The 20,436-nt window shown below is 72.5% G+C and carries 21 protein-coding genes; 15 read left to right on the top strand and 6 right to left on the bottom strand.

Going from position 1 to position 20,436, the window contains the following annotated elements:
• Positions 1-187: 187 nt before the first annotated feature.
• The 5 genes from rpsM (at position 188) to truA (ending at position 3,892) form a co-directional block, all read left to right on the top strand.
• Positions 188-568 carry a 30S ribosomal protein S13 gene (gene rpsM / locus B9W62_RS15420; RefSeq protein WP_003974244.1) on the top strand — a complete coding sequence of 127 codons (381 nt, stop codon included), beginning with the start codon at positions 188-190 and terminating at the stop codon, positions 566-568.
• Between the two features lie 64 nt (positions 569-632).
• Positions 633-1,037, top strand: a complete 405-nt coding sequence (gene rpsK, locus B9W62_RS15415) for a 30S ribosomal protein S11 (RefSeq protein WP_003948617.1) — start codon at positions 633-635, stop codon at positions 1,035-1,037.
• A 139-nt stretch (positions 1,038-1,176) separates the two neighbouring features.
• Complete coding sequence (locus tag B9W62_RS15410; protein WP_003966937.1) at positions 1,177-2,199, top strand: DNA-directed RNA polymerase subunit alpha; 1,023 nt, start codon at positions 1,177-1,179, stop codon at positions 2,197-2,199.
• A gap of 192 nt (positions 2,200-2,391) precedes the next feature.
• Positions 2,392-2,898, top strand: coding sequence for a 50S ribosomal protein L17 (rplQ, locus tag B9W62_RS15405; protein WP_087807734.1), 507 nt, complete (start codon positions 2,392-2,394; stop codon positions 2,896-2,898).
• A gap of 139 nt (positions 2,899-3,037) precedes the next feature.
• Positions 3,038-3,892, top strand: a complete 855-nt coding sequence (gene truA / locus B9W62_RS15400) for a tRNA pseudouridine(38-40) synthase TruA (protein WP_087807733.1) — start codon at positions 3,038-3,040, stop codon at positions 3,890-3,892.
• Positions 3,893-3,911: 19 nt separating this feature from the next.
• Here truA and B9W62_RS15395 read toward each other — a convergent pair whose 3' ends face one another.
• Positions 3,912-4,832 carry a hypothetical protein gene (locus B9W62_RS15395; protein WP_087807732.1) on the bottom strand — a complete coding sequence of 307 codons (921 nt, stop codon included), beginning with the start codon at positions 4,830-4,832 and terminating at the stop codon, positions 3,912-3,914.
• 74 nt (positions 4,833-4,906) lie between these two features.
• Here B9W62_RS15395 and B9W62_RS15390 point away from each other — a divergent pair, with 74 nt between their 5' ends.
• The 4 genes from B9W62_RS15390 to glmM all read left to right on the top strand — a co-directional run bounded on the left by B9W62_RS15390 (position 4,907) and on the right by glmM (position 8,903).
• Positions 4,907-6,112, top strand: coding sequence for a glycosyltransferase 87 family protein (locus B9W62_RS15390; protein ID WP_256976392.1), 1,206 nt, complete (start codon positions 4,907-4,909; stop codon positions 6,110-6,112).
• 208 nt (positions 6,113-6,320) lie between these two features.
• A complete protein-coding gene (gene rplM, locus B9W62_RS15385; protein ID WP_031041507.1) occupies positions 6,321-6,764 on the top strand; it encodes a 50S ribosomal protein L13 in 444 nt (147 codons plus the stop codon).
• A 42-nt stretch (positions 6,765-6,806) separates the two neighbouring features.
• A complete protein-coding gene (rpsI, locus tag B9W62_RS15380; RefSeq protein ID WP_087807730.1) occupies positions 6,807-7,319 on the top strand; it encodes a 30S ribosomal protein S9 in 513 nt (170 codons plus the stop codon).
• Between the two features lie 225 nt (positions 7,320-7,544).
• The gene (gene glmM, locus B9W62_RS15375; protein WP_087807729.1) at positions 7,545-8,903 is read left to right on the top strand and encodes a phosphoglucosamine mutase; all 1,359 of its coding nucleotides are present in this window, start codon (positions 7,545-7,547) and stop codon (positions 8,901-8,903) included.
• Positions 8,904-8,993: 90 nt separating this feature from the next.
• Here glmM and B9W62_RS15370 read toward each other — a convergent pair whose 3' ends face one another.
• Together B9W62_RS15370 and coaA are read right to left on the bottom strand one after the other, a co-directional pair.
• Positions 8,994-9,953, bottom strand: a complete 960-nt coding sequence (locus B9W62_RS15370) for a DUF389 domain-containing protein (protein WP_087807728.1) — start codon at positions 9,951-9,953, stop codon at positions 8,994-8,996.
• 32 nt (positions 9,954-9,985) lie between these two features.
• Positions 9,986-10,975: a type I pantothenate kinase gene (gene coaA, locus B9W62_RS15365; RefSeq protein WP_087807727.1), complete on the bottom strand. Its 990-nt coding sequence runs from the start codon at positions 10,973-10,975 to the stop codon at positions 9,986-9,988.
• Positions 10,976-11,212: 237 nt separating this feature from the next.
• Between coaA and B9W62_RS15360 the strand changes: the two genes are divergently transcribed.
• Together B9W62_RS15360 and glmS are read left to right on the top strand one after the other, a co-directional pair.
• Positions 11,213-12,019, top strand: a complete 807-nt coding sequence (locus B9W62_RS15360; protein WP_087807726.1) for a hypothetical protein — start codon at positions 11,213-11,215, stop codon at positions 12,017-12,019.
• Between the two features lie 112 nt (positions 12,020-12,131).
• The gene (gene glmS, locus B9W62_RS15355; protein WP_087807725.1) at positions 12,132-13,979 is read left to right on the top strand and encodes a glutamine--fructose-6-phosphate transaminase (isomerizing); all 1,848 of its coding nucleotides are present in this window, start codon (positions 12,132-12,134) and stop codon (positions 13,977-13,979) included.
• A 31-nt stretch (positions 13,980-14,010) separates the two neighbouring features.
• Here glmS and B9W62_RS15350 read toward each other — a convergent pair whose 3' ends face one another.
• Both B9W62_RS15350 and B9W62_RS15345 read right to left on the bottom strand, forming a co-directional pair.
• Positions 14,011-14,478, bottom strand: coding sequence for an ASCH domain-containing protein (locus B9W62_RS15350; RefSeq protein WP_087807724.1), 468 nt, complete (start codon positions 14,476-14,478; stop codon positions 14,011-14,013).
• A gap of 39 nt (positions 14,479-14,517) precedes the next feature.
• Positions 14,518-16,014: an NAD(P)H-hydrate dehydratase gene (locus tag B9W62_RS15345; RefSeq protein ID WP_087807723.1), complete on the bottom strand. Its 1,497-nt coding sequence runs from the start codon at positions 16,012-16,014 to the stop codon at positions 14,518-14,520.
• A gap of 70 nt (positions 16,015-16,084) precedes the next feature.
• On the opposite strand from B9W62_RS15345, the gene B9W62_RS15340 reads away from it, so the two are divergent.
• Positions 16,085-16,456: a holo-ACP synthase gene (locus tag B9W62_RS15340; RefSeq protein ID WP_087807722.1), complete on the top strand. Its 372-nt coding sequence runs from the start codon at positions 16,085-16,087 to the stop codon at positions 16,454-16,456.
• Positions 16,457-16,553: 97 nt separating this feature from the next.
• On the opposite strand, the gene B9W62_RS15335 is transcribed toward B9W62_RS15340, so the two are convergent.
• Positions 16,554-17,162, bottom strand: coding sequence for a helix-turn-helix domain-containing protein (locus tag B9W62_RS15335; RefSeq protein ID WP_087807721.1), 609 nt, complete (start codon positions 17,160-17,162; stop codon positions 16,554-16,556).
• Positions 17,163-17,306: 144 nt separating this feature from the next.
• Between B9W62_RS15335 and alr the strand changes: the two genes are divergently transcribed.
• From alr to tsaE, 3 genes are all read left to right on the top strand, one after another.
• Positions 17,307-18,476 carry an alanine racemase gene (gene alr / locus B9W62_RS15330; RefSeq protein ID WP_087807720.1) on the top strand — a complete coding sequence of 390 codons (1,170 nt, stop codon included), beginning with the start codon at positions 17,307-17,309 and terminating at the stop codon, positions 18,474-18,476.
• Positions 18,477-18,588: 112 nt separating this feature from the next.
• Positions 18,589-19,848, top strand: coding sequence for an alpha/beta fold hydrolase (locus B9W62_RS15325; RefSeq protein ID WP_179235503.1), 1,260 nt, complete (start codon positions 18,589-18,591; stop codon positions 19,846-19,848).
• Entirely contained in the window at positions 19,814-20,374 is a 561-nt protein-coding gene (gene tsaE, locus B9W62_RS15320; RefSeq protein WP_373433688.1) for a tRNA (adenosine(37)-N6)-threonylcarbamoyltransferase complex ATPase subunit type 1 TsaE, read from the top strand. The genes B9W62_RS15325 and tsaE overlap by 35 nt, the downstream gene beginning before the upstream one ends.
• Positions 20,375-20,436 lie beyond the last annotated feature (62 nt).

The following is a 20,436-nucleotide window of genomic DNA, read 5'->3' as shown; positions in this document are numbered from 1 at the left end:
CGACCGAACCCTCTGCATCTTTCTCGCAGGGATTCGCGCGACGCGAGCTGAATTTGTTCATACGCAGGACCCGGGCACGCGTGCCCGACACCCCCGGTTCGGAGGCCGGGGACCTGTTCCGTACCTAGTACGGCGGACGGGGAGCCGGTCCTGTGGAAGACCTCCGAAGATCACCAGGAGCCATTGAATGGCACGCGTTTCCGGTGTCGACATCCCGCGCGAAAAGCGCGTGGAGATCGCCCTCACCTACGTGTTCGGCATCGGCCGGACGCTCTCGCAGCAGACGCTGGCCGCGACCGGCGTCGACCCGAACACCCGCGTCCGCGACCTCTCCGAGGAGCAGCTCGTCGCGATCCGCGAGTACGTGGACAACAACATCAAGACCGAGGGTGACCTCCGTCGCGAGGTCCAGGCCGACATCCGCCGCAAGGTCGAGATCGGCACGTACCAGGGTCTGCGTCACCGTCGTGGCCTGCCCGTGCGCGGTCAGCGCACCAGCACGAACGCCCGTACCCGCAAGGGTCCGCGTCGCGCGATCGCCGGCAAGAAGAAGCCGGGCAAGAAGTAGTCCTCAGCGGACGCTCATCAGCGGTCTTCGCTGTAGGACCGACCACCTCCCGTAGGAGAACGACATGCCCCCCAAGGGACGTCAGGGCGCTGCCAAGAAGGTGCGCCGCAAGGAAAAGAAGAACGTCGCTCACGGCCACGCGCACATCAAGAGCACGTTCAACAACACGATCGTGTCCATCACGGACCCGACCGGCAACGTGATCTCCTGGGCCTCCGCCGGCCACGTCGGCTTCAAGGGCTCCCGGAAGTCCACGCCGTTCGCCGCGCAGATGGCCGCCGAGTCGGCTGCCCGTCGCGCGCAGGAGCACGGCATGCGCAAGGTCGACGTGTTCGTCAAGGGCCCGGGTTCCGGTCGTGAGACCGCCATCCGTTCGCTCCAGGCGACCGGCCTCGAGGTCGGCTCCATCCAGGACGTCACCCCGACGCCGCACAACGGGTGCCGTCCGCCGAAGCGCCGTCGCGTCTGACCCTCGCGGTCGACCAGACATCGCTTCACGCTTCACCAGGGTTTCCGGGCGGTACGGCTCTTTCGGGTCGTATCGCCCGTACCCTTGCAGTACTAGTCGGGCGTCAAATAGCGGGCGCCCCTGACTGAAGGATCACCACATGCTGATCGCTCAGCGTCCCTCGTTGACCGAAGAGGTCGTCGACGAGTTCCGCTCCCGGTTCGTCATCGAGCCGCTGGAGCCGGGCTTCGGCTACACCCTCGGCAACTCCCTCCGCCGCACGCTCCTCTCGTCGATCCCCGGCGCTGCTGTCACCAGCATCCGCATCGACGGTGTCCTGCACGAGTTCACCACCGTGCCGGGCGTCAAGGAGGACGTCACCGACCTGATCCTCAACATCAAGCAGCTGGTCGTCTCCTCGGAGCACGACGAGCCGGTCGTGATGTACCTGCGCAAGCAGGGCCCGGGTCTGGTCACCGCCGCCGACATCGCGCCCCCGGCCGGTGTCGAGGTGCACAACCCCGACCTCGTCCTCGCCACGCTCAACGGCAAGGGCAAGCTGGAGATGGAGCTGACCGTCGAGCGCGGTCGCGGCTACGTCTCCGCCGTGCAGAACAAGCAGGTCGGTCAGGAGATCGGGCGCATCCCGGTCGACTCGATCTACTCGCCGGTCCTCAAGGTCACGTACAAGGTCGAGGCCACGCGTGTCGAGCAGCGCACCGACTTCGACAAGCTGATCGTCGACGTCGAGACCAAGCAGGCCATGCGGCCGCGTGACGCCATGGCGTCGGCCGGCAAGACCCTGGTCGAGCTGTTCGGTCTCGCCCGCGAGCTGAACATCGACGCCGAGGGCATCGACATGGGTCCGTCCCCGACGGACGCCGCGCTCGCCGCCGATCTGGCGCTGCCGATCGAGGAGCTGGAGCTCACCGTTCGGTCGTACAACTGCCTCAAGCGCGAGGGCATCCACTCCGTGGGTGAGCTCGTGGCTCGCTCGGAGGCCGACCTGCTCGACATCCGGAACTTCGGTGCGAAGTCCATCGACGAGGTCAAGGCCAAGCTGGCCGGCATGGGCCTCGCGCTGAAGGACTCGCCTCCCGGGTTCGACCCGACCGCCGCCGCGGACGCCTTCGGCGCCGACGACGACGCGGACGCGGGCTTCGTGGAGACCGAGCAGTACTGAGCGCTCCGCGAGGAGGCCGGTTCTGTGGCTGCGGGCCCGCTGTGGCTGGTCGCGCAGTTCCCCGCGCCCCTTTGGGGCGCGGACCCTCCGGGGTGCTTGCAAAGGCGCCCCGGATCTCCGACAGGCGACCGCCTGCTCGGATACTGACCTCGGTACCTGGTACGGCCGGGGCAGACACCTAGGAGAAACATCATGCCGAAGCCCAGCAAGGGTGCCCGTCTGGGCGGCAGTGCCGCGCACGAGAAGCTGCTCCTCGCGAACCTCGCGAAGTCGCTCTTCGAGCACGGCAAGATCACGACCACCGAGGCGAAGGCGCGCAGGCTGCGTCCGTACGCCGAGCGTCTGGTCACCAAGGCGAAGAAGGGCGACCTTCACAACCGCCGCCAGGTGCTCCAGGTGATCACGGACAAGAGCGTCGTCCACACGCTCTTCACCGAGATCGGCCCGCGCTACGAGAACCGTCCCGGTGGCTACACCCGGATCACCAAGATCGGTAACCGCCGTGGCGACAACGCGCCCATGGCCGTCATCGAGCTGGTCGAGGCGCTGACCGTGGCGCAGCAGGCCACGGGTGAGGCCGAGGCCGCGACGAAGCGTGCTGCCAAGGACGCCGAGGCCGCTCCGGCTGCCGAGGAGACCAAGGTCGACACGACCAAGGGCGACGACGAGGCTGCGGCCGAGGAGTCCAAGGACGCGTAAGCGTCTGCCGGGGGCTGTGCGTCGGCGGCTGCGGGTTCGTGGTGGCTTGTCGCGCAGTTCCCCGCGCCCCTTAACGGCGTTTGCGGGTCCGTCCTTTTCAAGGGCGGGCCCGCTTTCGTGTTGGTGAGAGGATCTCTGGGTGAGTGACGAAGTTGAGGCCGGGTTCGTACGGGTGCGGCTGGATCTCTCCTATGACGGGAGCGAGTTCTCCGGGTGGGCCAAGCAGGCCGGGGGGCGGCGGACCGTGCAGGGGGAGATCGAGGACGCGCTGCGGACCGTGACGCGGTCGCGGGAGACGTACGAGCTGACCGTGGCGGGGCGGACCGACGCCGGGGTGCACGCGCGGGGGCAGGTGGCGCACGTCGACCTGCCGCGCGAGGTGTGGGCCGAGCACCACGTGAAGCTGCTCAAGCGGCTCGCGGGACGGCTGCCCAGGGACGTACGGGTGTGGGCGCTCAGGGAGGCGCCGAGCGGCTTCAACGCGCGGTTCTCGGCGGTCTGGCGGCGCTACGCCTACCGGGTCACCGACAACCCGGGCGGCGTCGACCCGCTGCTGCGCGGACACGTCCTGTGGCACGACTGGCCGCTCGACGTGGACGCCATGAACGAGGCCGCCCGGGGACTGCTGGGCGAGCACGACTTCGCCGCCTACTGCAAGAAGCGGGAGGGGGCGACCACCATCCGGACGCTGCGGGAGCTGAGCCTTGTGCGGGGTGAGGACGGGATCGTCACCGCCACCGTGCGGGCCGACGCCTTCTGCCACAACATGGTGCGCTCCCTCATCGGGGCGCTGCTGTTCGTCGGCGACGGGCACCGCGGGGCCGACTGGCCGGCGAAGGTGCTGGCCGCGGGCGTACGGGACTCGGCCGTGCACGTCGTACGGCCGCACGGGCTGACCCTCGAGGAGGTCGGCTACCCGGCCGACGAGCTGCTGGCCGCCCGGAGCAAGGAGGCGCGCAACAAGCGGTCGCTGCCGGGAGCCGGCTGCTGCTGAACGGGCGGGCGGTGGGCCGTCAGCCCTCCGCCGCCGCCGATGCCTGGGCCTCGCCGCGTCGGCGGATCTGCCGGAAGGCGAACTCGGCCAGGTCGTCACCGGCCCGGAAGACTCCGGTGGACTTCTCCGTGACGTCCTTGCCGCCGGTGAAGCCGGCGACGGTGAAGTAGGCGTACCGGCCGTAGGAGTTGGTGGTGGAGCGGCAGACGGCGCCGGTGCAGAAGGACTTCACGCCGCCGCCGGACAGCGAGCGGATGATGCTCTTCTTGTCGGCGTCCTTCTTGGCCTTCACGGCCTGCGCCTCGGTGTCGAAGACGGCCACGCCGACCGTCACGGCCGTGTCGCCCTTGGTGTAGGTGACGCGGATCAGGCGCGTGCACTTGTTGGTGTCGAGGACCTTCGGCAGGGTGCCCTGGGCGGCGGAGCCGCAGGTGCGGGTGTCGGCCGTCGGGCCCTTCTTGTAGACCGTCTCGCCCATGGTGAGCTGGGTCCCGGGGAAGAGCAGGTCCGGGCTGAGCGGGGCCTTGTCCTTCTTGACGCTGGAGACGAAGTCCTTCGGGTCCAGCGGAGGCGGGGCACTGGTCGGGGCGAAGGACGGCTCGGTGGCCGTCGAGCTGGGTATGTCCGCCGTCGAGGGGAGCTGCGAGGAGGGGCCGTCGGACGCCTGGCCCGAACCGTTCGCCGAGACCACGGCCACCGCGACGGCACTGGCTATCGCCACGGTGGCCAGCGCGCCGCCGCCGATGAAGAACAGCCGGCGCCGCTTAGCACGGGCCTCTGAGGCCTCGGCGAGCGCGGCCCAGTCCGGCGTGTTGTCACTGTTCCCGCTGTTCCAGGGCTGCTGGGACTGCGGCTGCTGCGGCTGCTGGGACTGCGGCTGCTGCGATTGCGGTGTCCAGGGATCCCACTGCGACTGAGGTCCCCCCTGCCCAAAGCTCATGGGCGGCATCTTAGACGGGCCGAAGGGCGTGCTGGTGCCGGGACTTGGGGGCGGCAGGGCCTAGCGTTCCGTTCATGCGGACGGGCAAAAGCGACATCTCCGGGTGGTTGGTGCAACCGGCGGGAAGGCATCCGTGGGCGGTGCTCGTGGCGGTGCTGGCGGCGACCGCCGCACACGCGGCGCGGACCACCTCGGACGGCGGGATGGACAACGCGATCGTCGTGCGGGCCGCCCGCACCTGGCTGGCCGGCGGCTCCCCCTACGACGACCCGCACTTCCTCTACCTGCCGAGCGCCGTCCTGGCCGCCGTCCCGCAGGCGCTGCTGCCCGGGGCCCTGCTGCGGGTGCTGGTGCCGTGCGCGGTGACGGCCCTGCTGGCGCTGGCCTGGGCCTGCGCGCTGCGCCTGCACCGGGTGCCGCTCGGCAGCCGGCTCGCGGTCCTCGGGCTGACCGGGCTCGCGCTGGGCTTCGCACCGTTCGGGCACCTGGTGCGGCTCGGCAACTGGACGGTGACGGCGACGGTGGCGCTGCCGCTGGCCCTGCTGCTGGCGAGCCGGGGGCGCTGGACGGGGGCGGGGGCCGTCATCGGGGCGGCCGTGGCGCTCAAGCCGCTGCTCGCGCCGGTCGTGCTGCTCTTCCTCTTCGCCGGGCGGTGGCGGGCGCTGGCGGCGGCCGTCCTGGTGCCCGCGCTGGCCTCCGCCGCGGCCGCCCTGGCGATGCCCGACCCGGCGGGTTTCTTCACCCGCACCCTGCCCTTCCTGCTGCACGGCGACGACGGCTTCGTCCGGCTCTACGAGGCGTCCCCGGCGGCCGTACTGCCCCGGCTCGGGGTGCCACCGGCGCTCGCGCAGGGACTCGCGGTCGCGGCGGCCTCGGCCGGGGTGCTCTGCGCGTACCGGCGCTGGCGCCGCGCCGACCCCGGTCCGCTGCGGCTCGCGGAGACCGGCGCGGGGCTGATGCTCTCGGCGTTCCTCGTCTCCCGGCCGTCCTACGACCACTACCTCCTGGTCGCCCTGCCGCTGCTGCTCGCCGGGCTGCCGTACGCCGGGTCGGCGGCCCGCGGGGTGTGGTTCTGGATCGCCCTGGTGCCCCAGGCACCCGGTCTGACCTGGCCCTGGCTGGAGGGGGAGCGGCGGCGGGCCTTCCGGGACGCGTTCACGCTCTGCGTGCTGGCGGTGACGGTCGCCCGGCAGGCCGGGACCGGTCCGACGGGCGCGGGCGACCGGGTGCCCCAGGGGCGTGCGCCGGAGCGGGAGCGTGCCCCCGCGGCCCCGTTTTGACCCGGCCGCCGGGGCCCGGGTATTCTGCACAGTCGTATGTGTATTGGCTTGCTCATTCTCACGTGAGGGGCCCTTACACCGGTCCACCGGGACCGATGACCAGCGACCTGCACGCGGTATGCGTCACCGCAGTGCGGTCAGGGCTGTCGTGATCGTCTTCGGTGACCAATGTCAGGACCACTCACTGAAGAAGCGAAGGCTACGAACCGTGCGTACGTACAGCCCCAAGCCCGGCGATGTGACGCGCCAGTGGCACGTCATCGACGCTCAGGACGTCGTCCTGGGGCGTCTGGCCTCCACCACGGCCTCCATCCTGCGCGGCAAGCACAAGCCGATCTACGCGCCCCACGTCGACACCGGTGACTTCGTCATCATCATCAACGCCGACAAGGTGCACCTCTCCGGCAACAAGCGGACCCAGAAGATGGCGTACCGCCACTCCGGCTACCCGGGCGGTCTGCGCTCGGTGCGCTACGACGAGCTCCTGGACAAGAACCCGGAGAAGGCCATCGAGAAGGCCGTCAAGGGCATGCTCCCCAAGAACTCCCTGGGCCGTCAGATGCTCTCGAAGCTGAAGGTCTACAAGGGTGACCAGCACCCGCACGGCGCGCAGCAGCCGCAGCCGTTCGAGATCACCCAGGTCGCGCAGTAGTTCCGGCCACCCCCTAAGACTGAAGAGAATCTGAGGAGCATCGTGGCCGAGACCACTGCCGAGCAGCCGCTCGAAGAGATCGACATCGACAGCTACACCACCGAGTCCGAGGTCCCCGTCGAGGGCGAGTACACCTCGGAGTCCATGGCCTCCGCGTTCGGCGAGCCCCAGCCGGCCGCCGGCCTGGGCCGCCGCAAGAACGCCATCGCCCGTGTCCGGATCGTCCCGGGCACCGGCAAGTGGAAGATCAACGGCCGCACCCTCGAGGACTACTTCCCGAACAAGGTGCACCAGCAGGAAGTCAACGAGCCCTTCAAGGTGCTCGAGCTCGACGGTCGCTACGACGTCATCGCCCGCATCGCCGGTGGCGGCGTCTCCGGCCAGGCCGGTGCGCTCCGTCTCGGTGTCGCCCGCGCCCTGAACGAGGCCGACGTGGACAACAACCGCGGCGCCCTCAAGAAGGCCGGCTTCCTGCGCCGCGACGACCGTGCGGTCGAGCGGAAGAAGGCCGGTCTGAAGAAGGCCCGCAAGGCTCCGCAGTACAGCAAGCGCTAAGTCGTACCGGCTGGTACCGGCTGTACTCCGAACGCCCCGGCGGCACGCCACTGTGCTGCCGGGGCATTCGTTTATCCCAGCCGTTGGGCGTATAACGGCACAAGACGTTCTAAGGCTTATGTGATCGTTGGTCGGGCGATGCGTGCCCGGGTCTTCGGGAGCCGGCTGCGTGGGCCGCACTCATCGGCAGCCGCTCCCGGAGTTGACGTTTCCTCAGGAGGACAAGTGGGACGACTCTTCGGCACGGACGGCGTGCGCGGCGTCGCCAACGCGGATCTGACGGCCGAGCTGGCGCTCGGACTCTCCGTCGCCGCGGCGCACGTACTGGCCGAGGCGGGCACCTTCGCCGGGCATCGGGCGACCGCGGTGGTCGGCCGGGACCCGCGCGCCTCCGGGGAGTTCCTGGAGGCCGCCGTGGTCGCGGGCCTGGCCAGCGCCGGTGTGGACGTGCTGCGGGTCGGCGTGCTGCCGACGCCCGCGGTGGCCCACCTCACCGGCGCGCTCGGCGCCGACCTCGGCGTGATGCTGTCCGCCAGCCACAACGCCATGCCCGACAACGGCATCAAGTTCTTCGCCCGCGGCGGCCACAAGCTCGCCGACGAGCTGGAGGACCGCATCGAGTCCGTCTACGCCGAGCACCGCACCGGCGCCCCCTGGGAGCGCCCGACCGGCGCCGGTGTCGGCCGCGTCCGCGACTACGACGAGGGGCTCGACCAGTACGTCGCCCACCTCGTCGGCGTGCTCCCCAACCGCCTCGACGGACTGAAGATCGTCCTCGACGAGGCGCACGGCGCGGCCTCCCGGGTCTCGCCGGAGGCCTTCGCGCGGGCCGGTGCCGAACTGGTCACCATCGGCGCGGTGCCCGACGGCCTCAACATCAACGACGGCTGCGGCTCCACCCACCTCGACCTGCTCAAGGCCGCCGTCGTCGAGCACGGCGCCGACCTCGGCATCGCCCACGACGGCGACGCCGACCGCTGCCTGGCCGTGGACCACACCGGTGCGGAGGTCGACGGCGACCAGATCCTCGCCGTGCTCTCCCTGGCGATGCGGGAGCGGGACGCGCTGCGCTCGGACACCGTCGTCGCCACCGTCATGTCCAACCTGGGCTTCAAGCTGGCCATGGAGCGCGAGGGCATCCGGTTCGTGCAGACCGGCGTCGGCGACCGGTATGTGCTGGAGGAGATGAAGGAGCACGGCTACGCGCTGGGCGGCGAGCAGTCCGGGCACGTCATCATCCTCGATCACGCCACCACCGGGGACGGCACGCTGACCGGCCTGATGCTGGCGGCGCGGGTCGCGCAGACCGGCCGTACGCTGCGGGACCTCGCGTCCGTGATGGAGCGGCTGCCGCAGGTGCTGGTCAATGTGCCGGACGTGGACAAGTCGCGGGTGAGCACCTCTGCCGAGCTGGCCGCAGCGGTGTCCGAGGCGGAGCGGGAGCTGGGGAGCACCGGGCGGGTGCTGCTGCGTCCCTCCGGGACGGAGCCCTTGGTGCGGGTGATGGTGGAGGCTGCCGATATCGAGCAGGCTCGGTCTGTGGCGGGGCGGTTGGCCGATTCGGTGAAGTCCGCGCTGGGGTAGTTTTCTGCGCCGGGTTCGGGGTGGGGGTGCTGCGTGGTGCGGGGTGCCGCGCCGTCGTGGCTTGTCGCGCAGTTCCCCGCGCCCCTTGGGTCAGTTTCCTCGCCCGGCGTTGTCAGGTTTGGTCATCCGGCGTCGCTGGGTGGACCACAGGGCCTTCTGGGCCAGGAGCGTGAGGGTTCCGGCTACCACGATGCCTGCCAGGTTGAGCAGGAGTTGTTCGGTGGAGCCCACCGTCTGGTTGGTGTCGCCGAAGCTCAGGGCGACGGCGGCGTTCGCGGCCGCCGGGACCGTGGTGACGGAGATGGCGACGCCCACCAGGGCGCCGGACTTCGCCGAGGTGAGGGACAGCGTGCCCGCGATGCCGGCGAGGACCGCCACCACGAAGGAGAAGGCGTCGGGGGCGTAGACGAAGCCGGTGTTGGGGCGGTCGCCCTCCAGCTTGCCCTCGCTGAACAGGTCGAGGGCGGCCATGATCCAGCTGAAGCCCACCGTCACCGCCATCGCCACGGCGAAGCCCACCAGCAGGGCGATCGCCGAACGCAGGGCGAGACGCGGGGCGCGCTGGACGATCGCGGTGCAGATGCCGGCGAGGGGACCGAACTCCGGGCCGACCGCCATCGCGCCCACGATCAGGATCGCGTTGTCGAGGACGACACCGCAGGCCGCGATCATCGTGGCCAGTGTGATGAAGGCGACGTAGGTGATGGAGAGCGTCGACTCCTCGTGCGTCGCCTCCTCCAACTGCTCCCACAGCACGGCGTCCGCGGGCTCGCCGGGGGCGTCCCGCTCCGCCTTCTCGGCGCGCCTGGACAGTGACAGGTCGATGCTCTCGGCGGTGATGGCGCCGCAGTCGTCGATGCCCAGGGCCCGGAGCCGGCTGATGATCTCGTCGCCCGCCTCGCGGGCCACGTCGCACATGACGACGTCGCCCGCCGGCTCGCGGGCGGCGCCGGGCAGGACGACGAGGTGGGTGGTGCCGACCGTCCGGTCGATCAGCCGGACCACCTCGTCGGTCCGGTCGGCCGGGGTGATCAGACGCAGATGCAGCATCCGGTATTTCTACAGGCAGCGGGCGGTCGTCGTCACAACTTCCGCAGGCTCAGGCGCTGCACCTTGTGGTCGGGGCCCTTGCGCAGCACCAGGGTGGCCCGGCCCCGGGTGGGGGCCACGTTCTCCACCAGGTTGGGCTTGTTGATGGTGCGCCAGGTGGTGCGGGCGTAGTCGAGGGCCTCCTCCTCCGAGACCTGCGTGTACTTGCGGAAGTACGAGGACGGGTTCTGGAAGGCGGTCGCGCGCAGTTTCCGGAAGCGGTTGAGGTACCAGCTCTCGATGTCCTCGGTGCGCGCGTCGACGTACACGCTGAAGTCGAAGTAGTCGGCCAGCCCGACCCTGGTGCGGCCGTCCTTGCCGGGGAGCGCGGGCTGGAGCACGTTGAGGCCCTCGACGATCAGGATGTCGGGGCGGCGGACGACGAGCCGCTGGTCCGGGACGATGTCGTAGATGAGGTGGGAGTAGACCGGGGCCGTCACCTCCGCCTTGCCCGCCTTGATGTCGGCGACGAACCGGGTCAGTGCCCGGCGGTCGTACGACTCGGGGAAACCTTTCCGCGACATCAGGCCGCGCGCCTCCAGCTCCCGCGTCGGCAGCAGGAAGCCGTCGGTGGTGACCAGTTCCACCCGCGGGTGCTCGGGCCAGCGCGAGAGCAGCGCCTGGAGCAGGCGGGCGACGGTGGACTTGCCGACCGCGACCGAACCGGCGACCCCTATGACGAAGGGGGTGCCGGACTGGGAGCCCTGCTCGCCGAGGAAGGTGTTCAGCGCGCCGCGCAGGCCGTCGGTGGCGCCGACGTAGAGGTTGAGGAGCCGGGACAGCGGGAGGTAGATGTCCCGCACCTCGTCGAGGTCGATGACGTCGCCGAGGCCGCGCAGCTTCTCGACCTCCTCGGCGGTCAGCGGCAGCGGCGTCTTGTCGCGCAGCGCGCTCCACTCGGGGCGGGTGAGGTCGACGTAGGGAGTCGCCTCCGGCCGATGCCGGTGGGCGCTCCGGGGGATCGAGGGGACCGGAGAGATCACAGTCCATTGTTAACGGAGTACGAACGGGGCGGCAGGTGGGGTGTGTCACGCCCCGGGGAGATCACGGTCGGGTCTCGGCTGGCCGGTTTCGATCGTACGTGCGATTGCCCTGGGTAAGGTGCGGGCAAAGTCGACCGGATTCGAACTTCTGTCCTGATGGGACTCGACAGAATCCGGCGCGATCAGACATCACCGGACCCTTCGGTCCCACCCGCAACCCGACGAAAGAGTGCCGCCGTGAGTTCGACCGCTGTCCGCCGTACCGCCCTCGCCGCCTCCGCCGCCGCCCTGGCCCTGCTCGTCACCGCCTGCGGCGGGTCGTCCGACGACGACGGCGCGGCCGGGGAGGAGACGGCCGGGACGGAGCAGTCCGCCCCGGCGGAGGACGCCGGGGCGTCCGCGCCGGCGGGCAAGGCGCTGACCGCCGCCGAACTGGAGAAGGTCGCCCTCGCCCAGGCCGACGTCAAGAACGGCGAGGTCGCCACCGAACTGTCGGCGGACGACCGGGTGGCCAAGGACCAGATCTCGGCGGACGACAAGGCCTGTCTGCCGCTGGTCCACGGCCAGGGCGCGGTGGCCCAGGGCGAGCCGGCGGCGGACGTGCAGCGCTCCTGGCAGGGGCAGTCGGAGGCGCCCTCCGCGAGCAAGGGCCCGGACGGCCAGGACATGACCGACATCGACGTCAACAAGATCCTGCTGAATGTCGCCTCCTACGCGGACGGCGGCGCCGAGCAGGCGGTGGCGGGTCTGAAGACGGCCGTCGAGAAGTGCGCGGGCGGCTTCGAAGCGACCGTGGGCAGCGACAAGATGCGGATCACCAAGGTGGGCGGCGTGGACCGCCTCAAGGCCGGTGACGAGGGGTTCACCGTCAACCTCGGGGTGGCCACCGGCGGGGACGGCAGCGGGCTCATGAAGCTCGTCGTGGTCCGCAAGGGCGCCACCCTCGCCACCTTCAGCGCCGTCAACCTCTCCTCGATGATGACCGGCGCGGAGTTCGAGGTCCCCGCCGAGGTCGTCGACGCGCAGGTCGCCAAGCTCGGCTGACACCGCGCCCCCGCGGACGGCGTTCGTACCCCGGTGGGAATTTCCGATTTCGGGCACGAGGAGCCCGCTTTGCGGCCGCCGAGTGGCCGATCCTGCTCGTAGGCTGCCGCTTATGTGCGGAATCGTGGGATACGTAGGGCCTCAGTCGGCACTCGACGTCGTGATGGCCGGACTGAAGCGGCTCGAATACCGGGGATACGACTCGGCGGGCGTCGCCGTGCTCGCGGACGGCGGCCTCGCCACCGCCAGGCGAGCCGGCAAGCTCGTCAACCTCGACAAGGAACTGTCCGAACACCCGCTGCCGTCCGCGGCCACCGGCATCGGCCACACCCGCTGGGCCACCCACGGCGGCCCCACCGACGCCAACGCCCACCCGCACCTCGACAACGCGGGCCGGGTGGCCGTGGTCCACAACGGCATCATCGAGAACTTCGCGCCGCTGCGGGCCGAGCTGACCGAGCGCGGCCACGAACTGCCCTCCGAGACCGACACCGAGGTCGTCGCCCACCTGCTCGCCGAGGAGTACTCGGCCTGCGCCGACCTCGCCGAGGCGATGCGCCTGGTGTGCCGGCGGCTGGAGGGCGCGTTCACCCTGGTCGCGGTGCACGCGGACGCGCCGGACGTGGTGGTGGGCGCCCGCCGCAACTCGCCGCTCGTGGTGGGCGTGGGGGAGGGCGAGTACTTCCTCGCCTCGGACGTCGCGGCCTTCATCGCCCACACCCGGGACGCCGTCGAGCTGGGCCAGGACCAGGTCGTCGAACTGCGCCGGGACGGCGTCACCGTCACCGGCTTCGACGGGACCCCGGCGGACGTCCGCTCCTACCACGTCGACTGGGACGCCTCCGCCGCCGAGAAGTCCGGCTACGCCTCCTTCATGCTCAAGGAGATCGCCGAGCAGCCGAAGGCCGTCGCCGACACCCTCCTGGGCCGCATCGACGGCTCCGGCACGCTGAGCCTGGACGAGGTGCGCATCCCGGCGGCGGTCCTGCGCGAGGTGGACAAGGTCGTCGTCGTCGCCTGCGGTACGGCCTTCCACGCCGGGCTGATCGCCAAGTACGCCATCGAGCACTGGACGCGGATCCCCTGCGAGGTGGAGCTGGCCAGCGAGTTCCGCTACCGCGACCCGATCCTCGACCAGCAGACCCTGGTCGTCGCGATCTCCCAGTCCGGCGAGACCATGGACACCCTGATGGCCCTGCGCCACGCCCGTGAGCAGGGCGCCAAGGTCCTCGCCATCTGCAACACCAACGGCTCCACGATCCCCCGCGAGTCCGACGCCGTGCTCTACACCCACGCCGGCCCCGAGGTCGCCGTCGCGTCCACCAAGGCCTTCCTCACCCAGCTCGTGGCCTGCTACCTGGTCGCCCTGTACCTCGGTCAGGTGCGCGGCACCAAGTTCGGCGACGAGATCGGCGACGTCGTCCGCGACCTGTCGGGCATCTCCGACGCGGTCGAACGGGTCCTGGCGACCATGGACCCGGTGCGTGAACTGGCCCGCTCGCTCGCCCACAAGAACACGGTGCTCTTCCTCGGGCGGCACGTCGGCCATCCCGTCGCCCTCGAAGGCGCTCTCAAGCTCAAGGAGTTGGCGTACATGCACGCCGAGGGCTTCGCGGCGGGCGAGCTGAAGCACGGGCCGATCGCGCTGATCGAGGAGGACCTGCCGGTCGTGGTGGTGGTGCCCTCGCCGCGCGGCCGGTCGGTCCTGCACGACAAGATCGTGTCCAACATCCAGGAGATCCGCGCCCGCGGCGCCCGCACCGTCGTCATCGCCGAGGAGGGCGACGAGGCGGTCGTCCCCTACGCCGACCACCTCGTCCGGATCCCGGCCACCCCGACCCTGCTGCAACCCCTGGTGGCCACGGTGCCGTTGCAGGTCTTCGCCTGCGAACTGGCGACGGCGCGGGGCAACGAGGTGGACCAGCCGCGGAACCTGGCGAAGTCGGTGACGGTGGAGTAGGCCTGCCCGGCGCGTGCCCCGCGGCGGTTCCTCAGCGGCCGGTCGCGGGCGGCACGGTGACGACCCGGAAGCGTTCCAGGACCACCGGTGTCGTGTCGTCCACCGTGAACTCCGGGTCGCCCAGCGCCGCGCGCAGCTGCGCGCCGTGCCAGAACCGCTCGTGCTCCGCACGCCACTCGGCCACGCTCGTGCACCCCTCGCCCTCGTCGACCACGTGGGCGAGGTCCACGTCGGCGAGCGGGACGACGCGCACCTCCGTCACCTCGATGACGGCGACGGGCAGTCCGCGCGAGTCGACGACCGCCTCGCGGCGCCCGGCTCGCGGCAGCGGCTCGCCCTCGTGCGCGTAGTCGGCGACCAGCCCGGTCGTGGTGGTCTTCGAACCGTCCAGGATCGCCGCGACGAGCCGGTCGCGCAGCGGGCCGGGGAAGCCGAACTCGGCCCTGGGGAGCGCGTCGGGGTCCGAGAGGGGCGGGGCCGGGTCCGGTGCGGAGGTCATGTGATCACCGTACTGGGGGCCCGGGCCCGGACTGCCGGTTCAGTCCTCCCGCGCCTCCCGTGCCTCCCGTACGTCCCGTGCCTCCCGCACGTCGCGCCAGGCCCGGGGGATCGCCGCCGCCACGTCGTGCGCTCCCGCCGGCGCGCCCTCCGTCGCGAACCGTCCCGCCAGGCCGTGCAGGTACGCGCCCGCGCTCCCCGCGTCCATCGCCGACAGGCCCGCCGCCAGCAGCGACCCCGCCAGGCCGGACAGCACGTCCCCGCTGCCGGCCGTGGCGAGCCACGAGGTCCCCGTCGCGTTGACCCGGACGGGGCCGCCCTTCGCACTGGCCACCAGGGTCGTCGAGCCCTTCAGCAGCACCGTCGCCCCGTACCGCGCCGCCAGCTCGCGCACCGAGGCCAGCCGGGCCCCCTCGACCTCCTCCCGGGCCACCCCGAGCAGTGCCGCCGCCTCCCCGGCGTGCGGGGTCATCAGCGTCGGTGCCGTGCGCGCCCGTACCGCGTCCGCGTCGGCCAGCCGCAGGGCGTCCGCGTCGATCAGCACCGGCACCTGGGCCGCCAGCACCTCGGCCACCGTCGCCGCGTCGTCACCGGCGCCCGGTCCGACCACCCACGCCTGCACCCGCCCCGCCCGCTCCGGCCCCCGGTCGGACACCAGCGTCTCCGGGAAGCGGGCGATCACCGCGTCCCCGGCCGGACCGACGTACCGCACCGCCCCCGCCCCGCCCCGCAGCGCGCCCGCGACGGCGAGCACCGCGGCGCCGGGGTAGCGGGCCGAGCCGGCGGCGATGCCCACGACCCCGCGCCGGTACTTGTCGCTCTCGGCCGCCGGCACCGGCAGCAGGCGCGCCACGTCCGCGTGCTGCAACGCCTCCAGCTCCGCCGCCTCGGCGGGCAGCGGCAGGCCGATGTCCACCAGCCGCACCGCACCCGCGTACTCCCGCGCCGGATCGATCAGCAGCCCCGGCTTGTGCGTCCCGAACGTCACCGTCAGGTCGGCGCGGACCACGTCCCCGCGCACCTGGCCCGTGTCCGCGTCGATCCCGCTCGGCAGGTCGACGGCGACGACTGCGGCCCGGGACCGCGCGGCCGCGTCCGCCAGCGGCACCGCCGACTCCCGCAGCCCGCCCTTGCCGCCGATCCCGACGATGCCGTCCAGGACCAGGTCGGCCCGCGCGATCGACTCCCCGGCCCGGCCGGAGGCCGCGTCGCCGTCGGCGACCCGTCCGCCCGCCCGCCGCAACGCCGCCAGACCGCCGGCGTGCGCCCGTTCCGGCGCGAGCAGCAGCGCCGTCACGCCCGCGCCCCGCCGGGCCAGCCGCGCGCCCGCGTACAGGGCGTCGCCGCCGTTGTCGCCACTGCCGACCAGCAGCACCACCCGGCTGCCGTAGACCCGCCCGGCCACCCGGACCAGCACCTCGGCGCAGGCGGCGGCCAGCCCGGCCGCGGCCCGTTGCATCAGCGCCCCCTCCGGCAGCCGTGCCATCAGCTCCCGCTCGGCGTTCCTGACCGTCTCCACGCTGTACGCAGTCCGCATGCCGTCGAGTCTTCCCCGTACGCCCGGAACACGCACGAGCGGCGGCCCGGCAGTGGTTAGGGTGCCCGGCATGAGCATCATCGGGGTCGGGATCGACGTGGCCGAGGTCGAGCGGTTCGGGGCGTCGCTGGAGCGCACACCGGCCCTGGCGGGGCGGCTGTTCCTGGAGCGCGAGCTGCTGCTGCCCAGCGGTGAGCGCCGGGGCGTCGCCTCGCTCGCCGCCCGCTTCGCGGCGAAGGAGGCGCTGGCCAAGGCGCTGGGCGCACCGGCGGGGCTGCTGTGGACGGACGCCGAGGTGTACGTCGAGGAGAGCGGGCAGCCGCGGCTGCGCGTGTCGGGGACGGTGGCGGCGCGGGCGGCGGAGCTGGGTGTGGCGTCCTGGCACGTGTCGCTGAGCCACGACGCGGGGATCGCGTCGGCGGTGGTGATCGCGGAGGGATAACCCCCACGGGGCAGCCCCCAGGGCCCTCCCACGGGGCAGCCCTCAGGGCAGTCCCACGGGGCAGTCCCGCGGTCGGCCCCCGGCTCGGCCCTCGGGGTCAGTCGGCGGTCGGCCGGACCCGGATGTGCATGCGCTCGCCCTGTGAGCCGTACAGGGCGAGCCACTCGACGGGCTGGTCCCCGGCGTTGGCGATGCCGTGCGGGACGCGGGTGTCGAACTCCGCGGTCTCCCCGGCCGCCAGGACCAGGTCGTGCTCGCCGAGGGCGAGGAGCAGGCGGCCGGAGAGGACGTAGAGCCACTCGTGGCCCTCGTGCGACCCCTGTGCGGGCCGGGGCGACCACTCGGTCCGCGGGGCGGCCGGTGCGGGGAGGATCTGCTTGTAGGCGTGCAGGCCGTCGTTGGGGTTGCGGGTGAGCGGGATCCACGTCTGCCCGTGCCGGGTGAAGGGGCGGGGATGGACGCGGGGGTCGCCGGTGCGCGAGCCGACGAGTTCGTCCAGGGGCAGCCGGTGGGCCCGGGCCAGCGGCAGCAGGTGCCGCAGTCCCGGCTCGCGCTGCCCCGACTCCAGCCGGGACAGGGTGCTCACCGAGATGCCGGTGACGGCGGCGAGCTGGGCGAGCGTGAGCCCGCGGGCCTGCCGAATCGCGCGCAGGCGTGCCCCGAGCGAGGTCATCACCTGTGCCGTCTCGTCGTCGCCGCCGCTCATGGCACCACTGTCCCCCATCACGGATTCCGGGGAGCGGCGGGCCACCATCCACGGCCGGGCCGCCGCCCGCCACCGCCGGGCCGCCGTCCCTCCCCGGCGGCGTGCGGCCGGGGCGGCCGGGGGCTCTGAGAGACTGGGGGCACGATGAGCGAGACACCTGCTCGGCCGGACGCGGTACTGCGCGCCCGGGCCGAGATCGACCTGGCCGCCCTGCGGGCCAACGTCCGCGCCCTGCGCGAACGGGCCCCCGGGGCGGCTCTGATGGCCGTCGTCAAGGCGGACGCCTACGGCCACGGCGCCGTCCCCTGCGCCCGCGCCGCCGTCGAGGCCGGCGCGACCTGGCTCGGCACCGCCACCCCCCAGGAGGCCCTCGCGCTGCGGGCGGCCGACGCCGGACTGCCGGACGACGTACGCGTCATGTGCTGGCTGTGGACGCCCGGCGGGCCCTGGCGGGAGGCCGTCGAGGCGCGCCTGGACGTGTCCGTCGGCGCAATGTGGGCCATGGCGGAGGTCGTCGCGGCGGCACGGGCGGCCGGGATGCCCGCACGCGTGCAGCTCAAGGCCGACACCGGGCTCGGCCGGGGCGGCTGCCAGCCCGGCGCGGACTGGGAGGAACTGGTCGCGGCCGCCCTGCGGGCCGAGGGCGAGGGACTGCTGCGGGTCACCGGCCTCTGGTCCCACTTCGCCTGCGCCGACGAGCCCGGCCACCCCTCCATCGCCGCGCAGCTCACCCGCTTCCGGGAGATGACGGCGTACGCCGAGGGTGAGGGCCTGCGCCCCGAGGTGCGGCACATCGCCAACTCGCCGGCCACCCTCACCCTCCCCGACGCCCACTTCGACCTCGTACGGCCCGGCATCGCGATGTACGGCGTCTCGCCCAGCCCCGAGATCGGCACCCCGGCCGACTTCGGGCTGCGGCCCGTGATGACGCTGGCAGCCTCGCTGGCCCTGGTCAAGCAGGTCCCCGGCGGCCACGGCGTCAGCTACGGGCACCACTACACCACCCCCGGCGCGACCACCCTGGGCCTCGTCCCGCTCGGCTACGCGGACGGCGTCCCCCGCCACGCCTCCTCCACCGGGCCCGTCCTGGTCGACGGCAAGTGGCGCACGGTCGCGGGACGGATCGCGATGGACCAGTTCGTCGTCGACCTGGGCGGGGACCGGCCGGGACCGGGCGCCGAGGCGGTGCTGTTCGGGCCCGGCGACCGCGGCGAGCCCACCGCCGAGGACTGGGCCCAGGCGGCGGGCACCATCGCGTACGAGATCGTCACCCGGATCGGAAGCCGCGTTCCGCGCGTCTACGTCAACGAGTGACGGATCCCCGCCCGAAGCCCGTCCGGGTGGGAGGCGATCAGCGGCGGGCAGACGCACAGCGGCCCGGTGGACCGGGCGGACCAGGCGAACCACGCGAAGGGGAGCGGTGCACGTGAGCGAGAGCAGCGGGGAGGCCGTCGCGGCGGTCGTCGCCTCCGCCACGGAGGCCGCCACCGAGGCCGCCGCCGGCGGCTGGCGCCGGGCGACCGGCATCGCCGGGGTCGCGATAGGCGTGGTCGCGGCGGGGGCCGCGGCCGGCGTGGCGATAGAGCGGCTCACCGTCGGCCGCGGGATGCGTCAGAAGGCCCGCCTCGCCCTCGACTCGGCGGGTCCCTACGGCGGACTGCGCGGCACCCCGGGCACGGCGTACGCCGAGGACGGCACCGAGCTGTACTACGAGGTCGACGACGTCGATCCGGCGGCCGACGCCGACCGCGCCCCGCGCCGCAGGCGGCTGTTCGGCCGCAAGGCGCCCGCGCCCGTCACCGTCGTCTTCAGCCACGGCTACTGCCTCAACCAGGACTCCTGGCACTTCCAGCGGGCGGCCCTCAGGGGCGTCGTCCGCACCGTCTACTGGGACCAGCGCAGCCACGGCCGGTCCGGGCGGGGCGTGGCCCAGACGCGGGACGACCGGCCGGTCACCATCGAGGAGCTGGGCCGCGACCTGAAGACCGTCATCGAGGCGGCCGCACCCGAGGGCCCCATCGTGCTGGTCGGGCACTCCATGGGCGGCATGACCATGATGGCGCTGGCCGACGCCTTCCCCGACCTGGTCCGCGAGCGCGTCGTCGGCGTCGCCCTCGTCGGTACGTCGTCCGGGCGGCTCGGCGAGGTCAACTTCGGGCTGCCGGTGGCCGGCGTCAACGCGGTGCGACGGGTGCTGCCGGGCGTGCTCCGGGCGCTGGGGCAGCGGGCCGAGCTGGTGGAGCGGGGACGGCGGGCGACGGCGGACCTGTTCGCCGGGATCATCAAGCGGTACTCGTTCGCGTCCCGGGACGTGGACCCGGCCGTGGCCCGGTTCGCCGAGCGGATGATCGAGTCGACACCGATCGACGTCGTCGCCGAGTACTACCCGGCCTTCAACGACCACGACAAGACCGAGGCCCTCGCCCACTTCGCCGGCCTCCCGGTCCTGGTCCTGGCCGGGGTGCGGGACCTGGTGACGCCGAGCGAGCACAGCGAGGCGATCGCCGACCTGCTGCCGGACGCCGAGCTGGTGCTGGTCCCCGACGCGGGGCACCTGGTGATGCTGGAACACCCCGAGCTGGTCACCGACCGCCTCGCCGACCTGCTCGCCCGCGCGGGCGCCGTGCCGACAGCGGCTACCGTGGACGGCTATGGAAGCACCAGCAGCAGCGCGGGGCCCGGCTGAGTCCTCCGGCCACTCCTCCGGCCCGGCCGCCGAGGGCCCGTCCTCCGGCGTCGAGATCACCGTCACCTCTCCCGAGCAGATGCGGGAACTGGGCCGCAGGCTTGCGCGGCTCCTGCGCGCCGGTGACCTGGTGATGCTCAGCGGGGAGCTGGGCGCGGGCAAGACGACGCTGACCCGGGGCCTCGGCGAGGGCCTCGACGTGCGGGGCGCCGTGACCTCCCCGACCTTCGTGATCGCCCGCGTGCACCCGCCGCTCGGGGACGGCCCGCCGCTCGTCCACGTGGACGCCTACCGGCTGTCGGGCGGCCTCGACGAGATGGAGGACCTCGACCTCGACGTGTCCCTGTCCGACTCGGTGATCGTGGTCGAGTGGGGCGAGGGCAAGGTCGAGGAGCTGACCGAGGACCGGTTGCGAGTCCGGATCGACCGGGCCGTCGGCGACACCACCGACGAGGTGCGGCACGTGACGGTGACCGGCCTCGGCGAGCGCTGGACCACGGCCGACGTGAGCGTCCTCGCCGGCTGAACCGCCCGGGCGGTGCCACCGGTGCCACCGCCCGCCGGATTTCCGACAAGGCGTCGGCAAAA

This window comes from Streptomyces sp. CS113, assembly GCF_002188365.1.
In the GTDB taxonomy this organism is placed as follows: Bacteria; Actinomycetota; Actinomycetes; order Streptomycetales; family Streptomycetaceae; genus Streptomyces; species Streptomyces tendae.
Note: the sequence above shows the minus strand (reverse complement) of the source record. Positions and strands in the feature narration are given on the sequence as shown.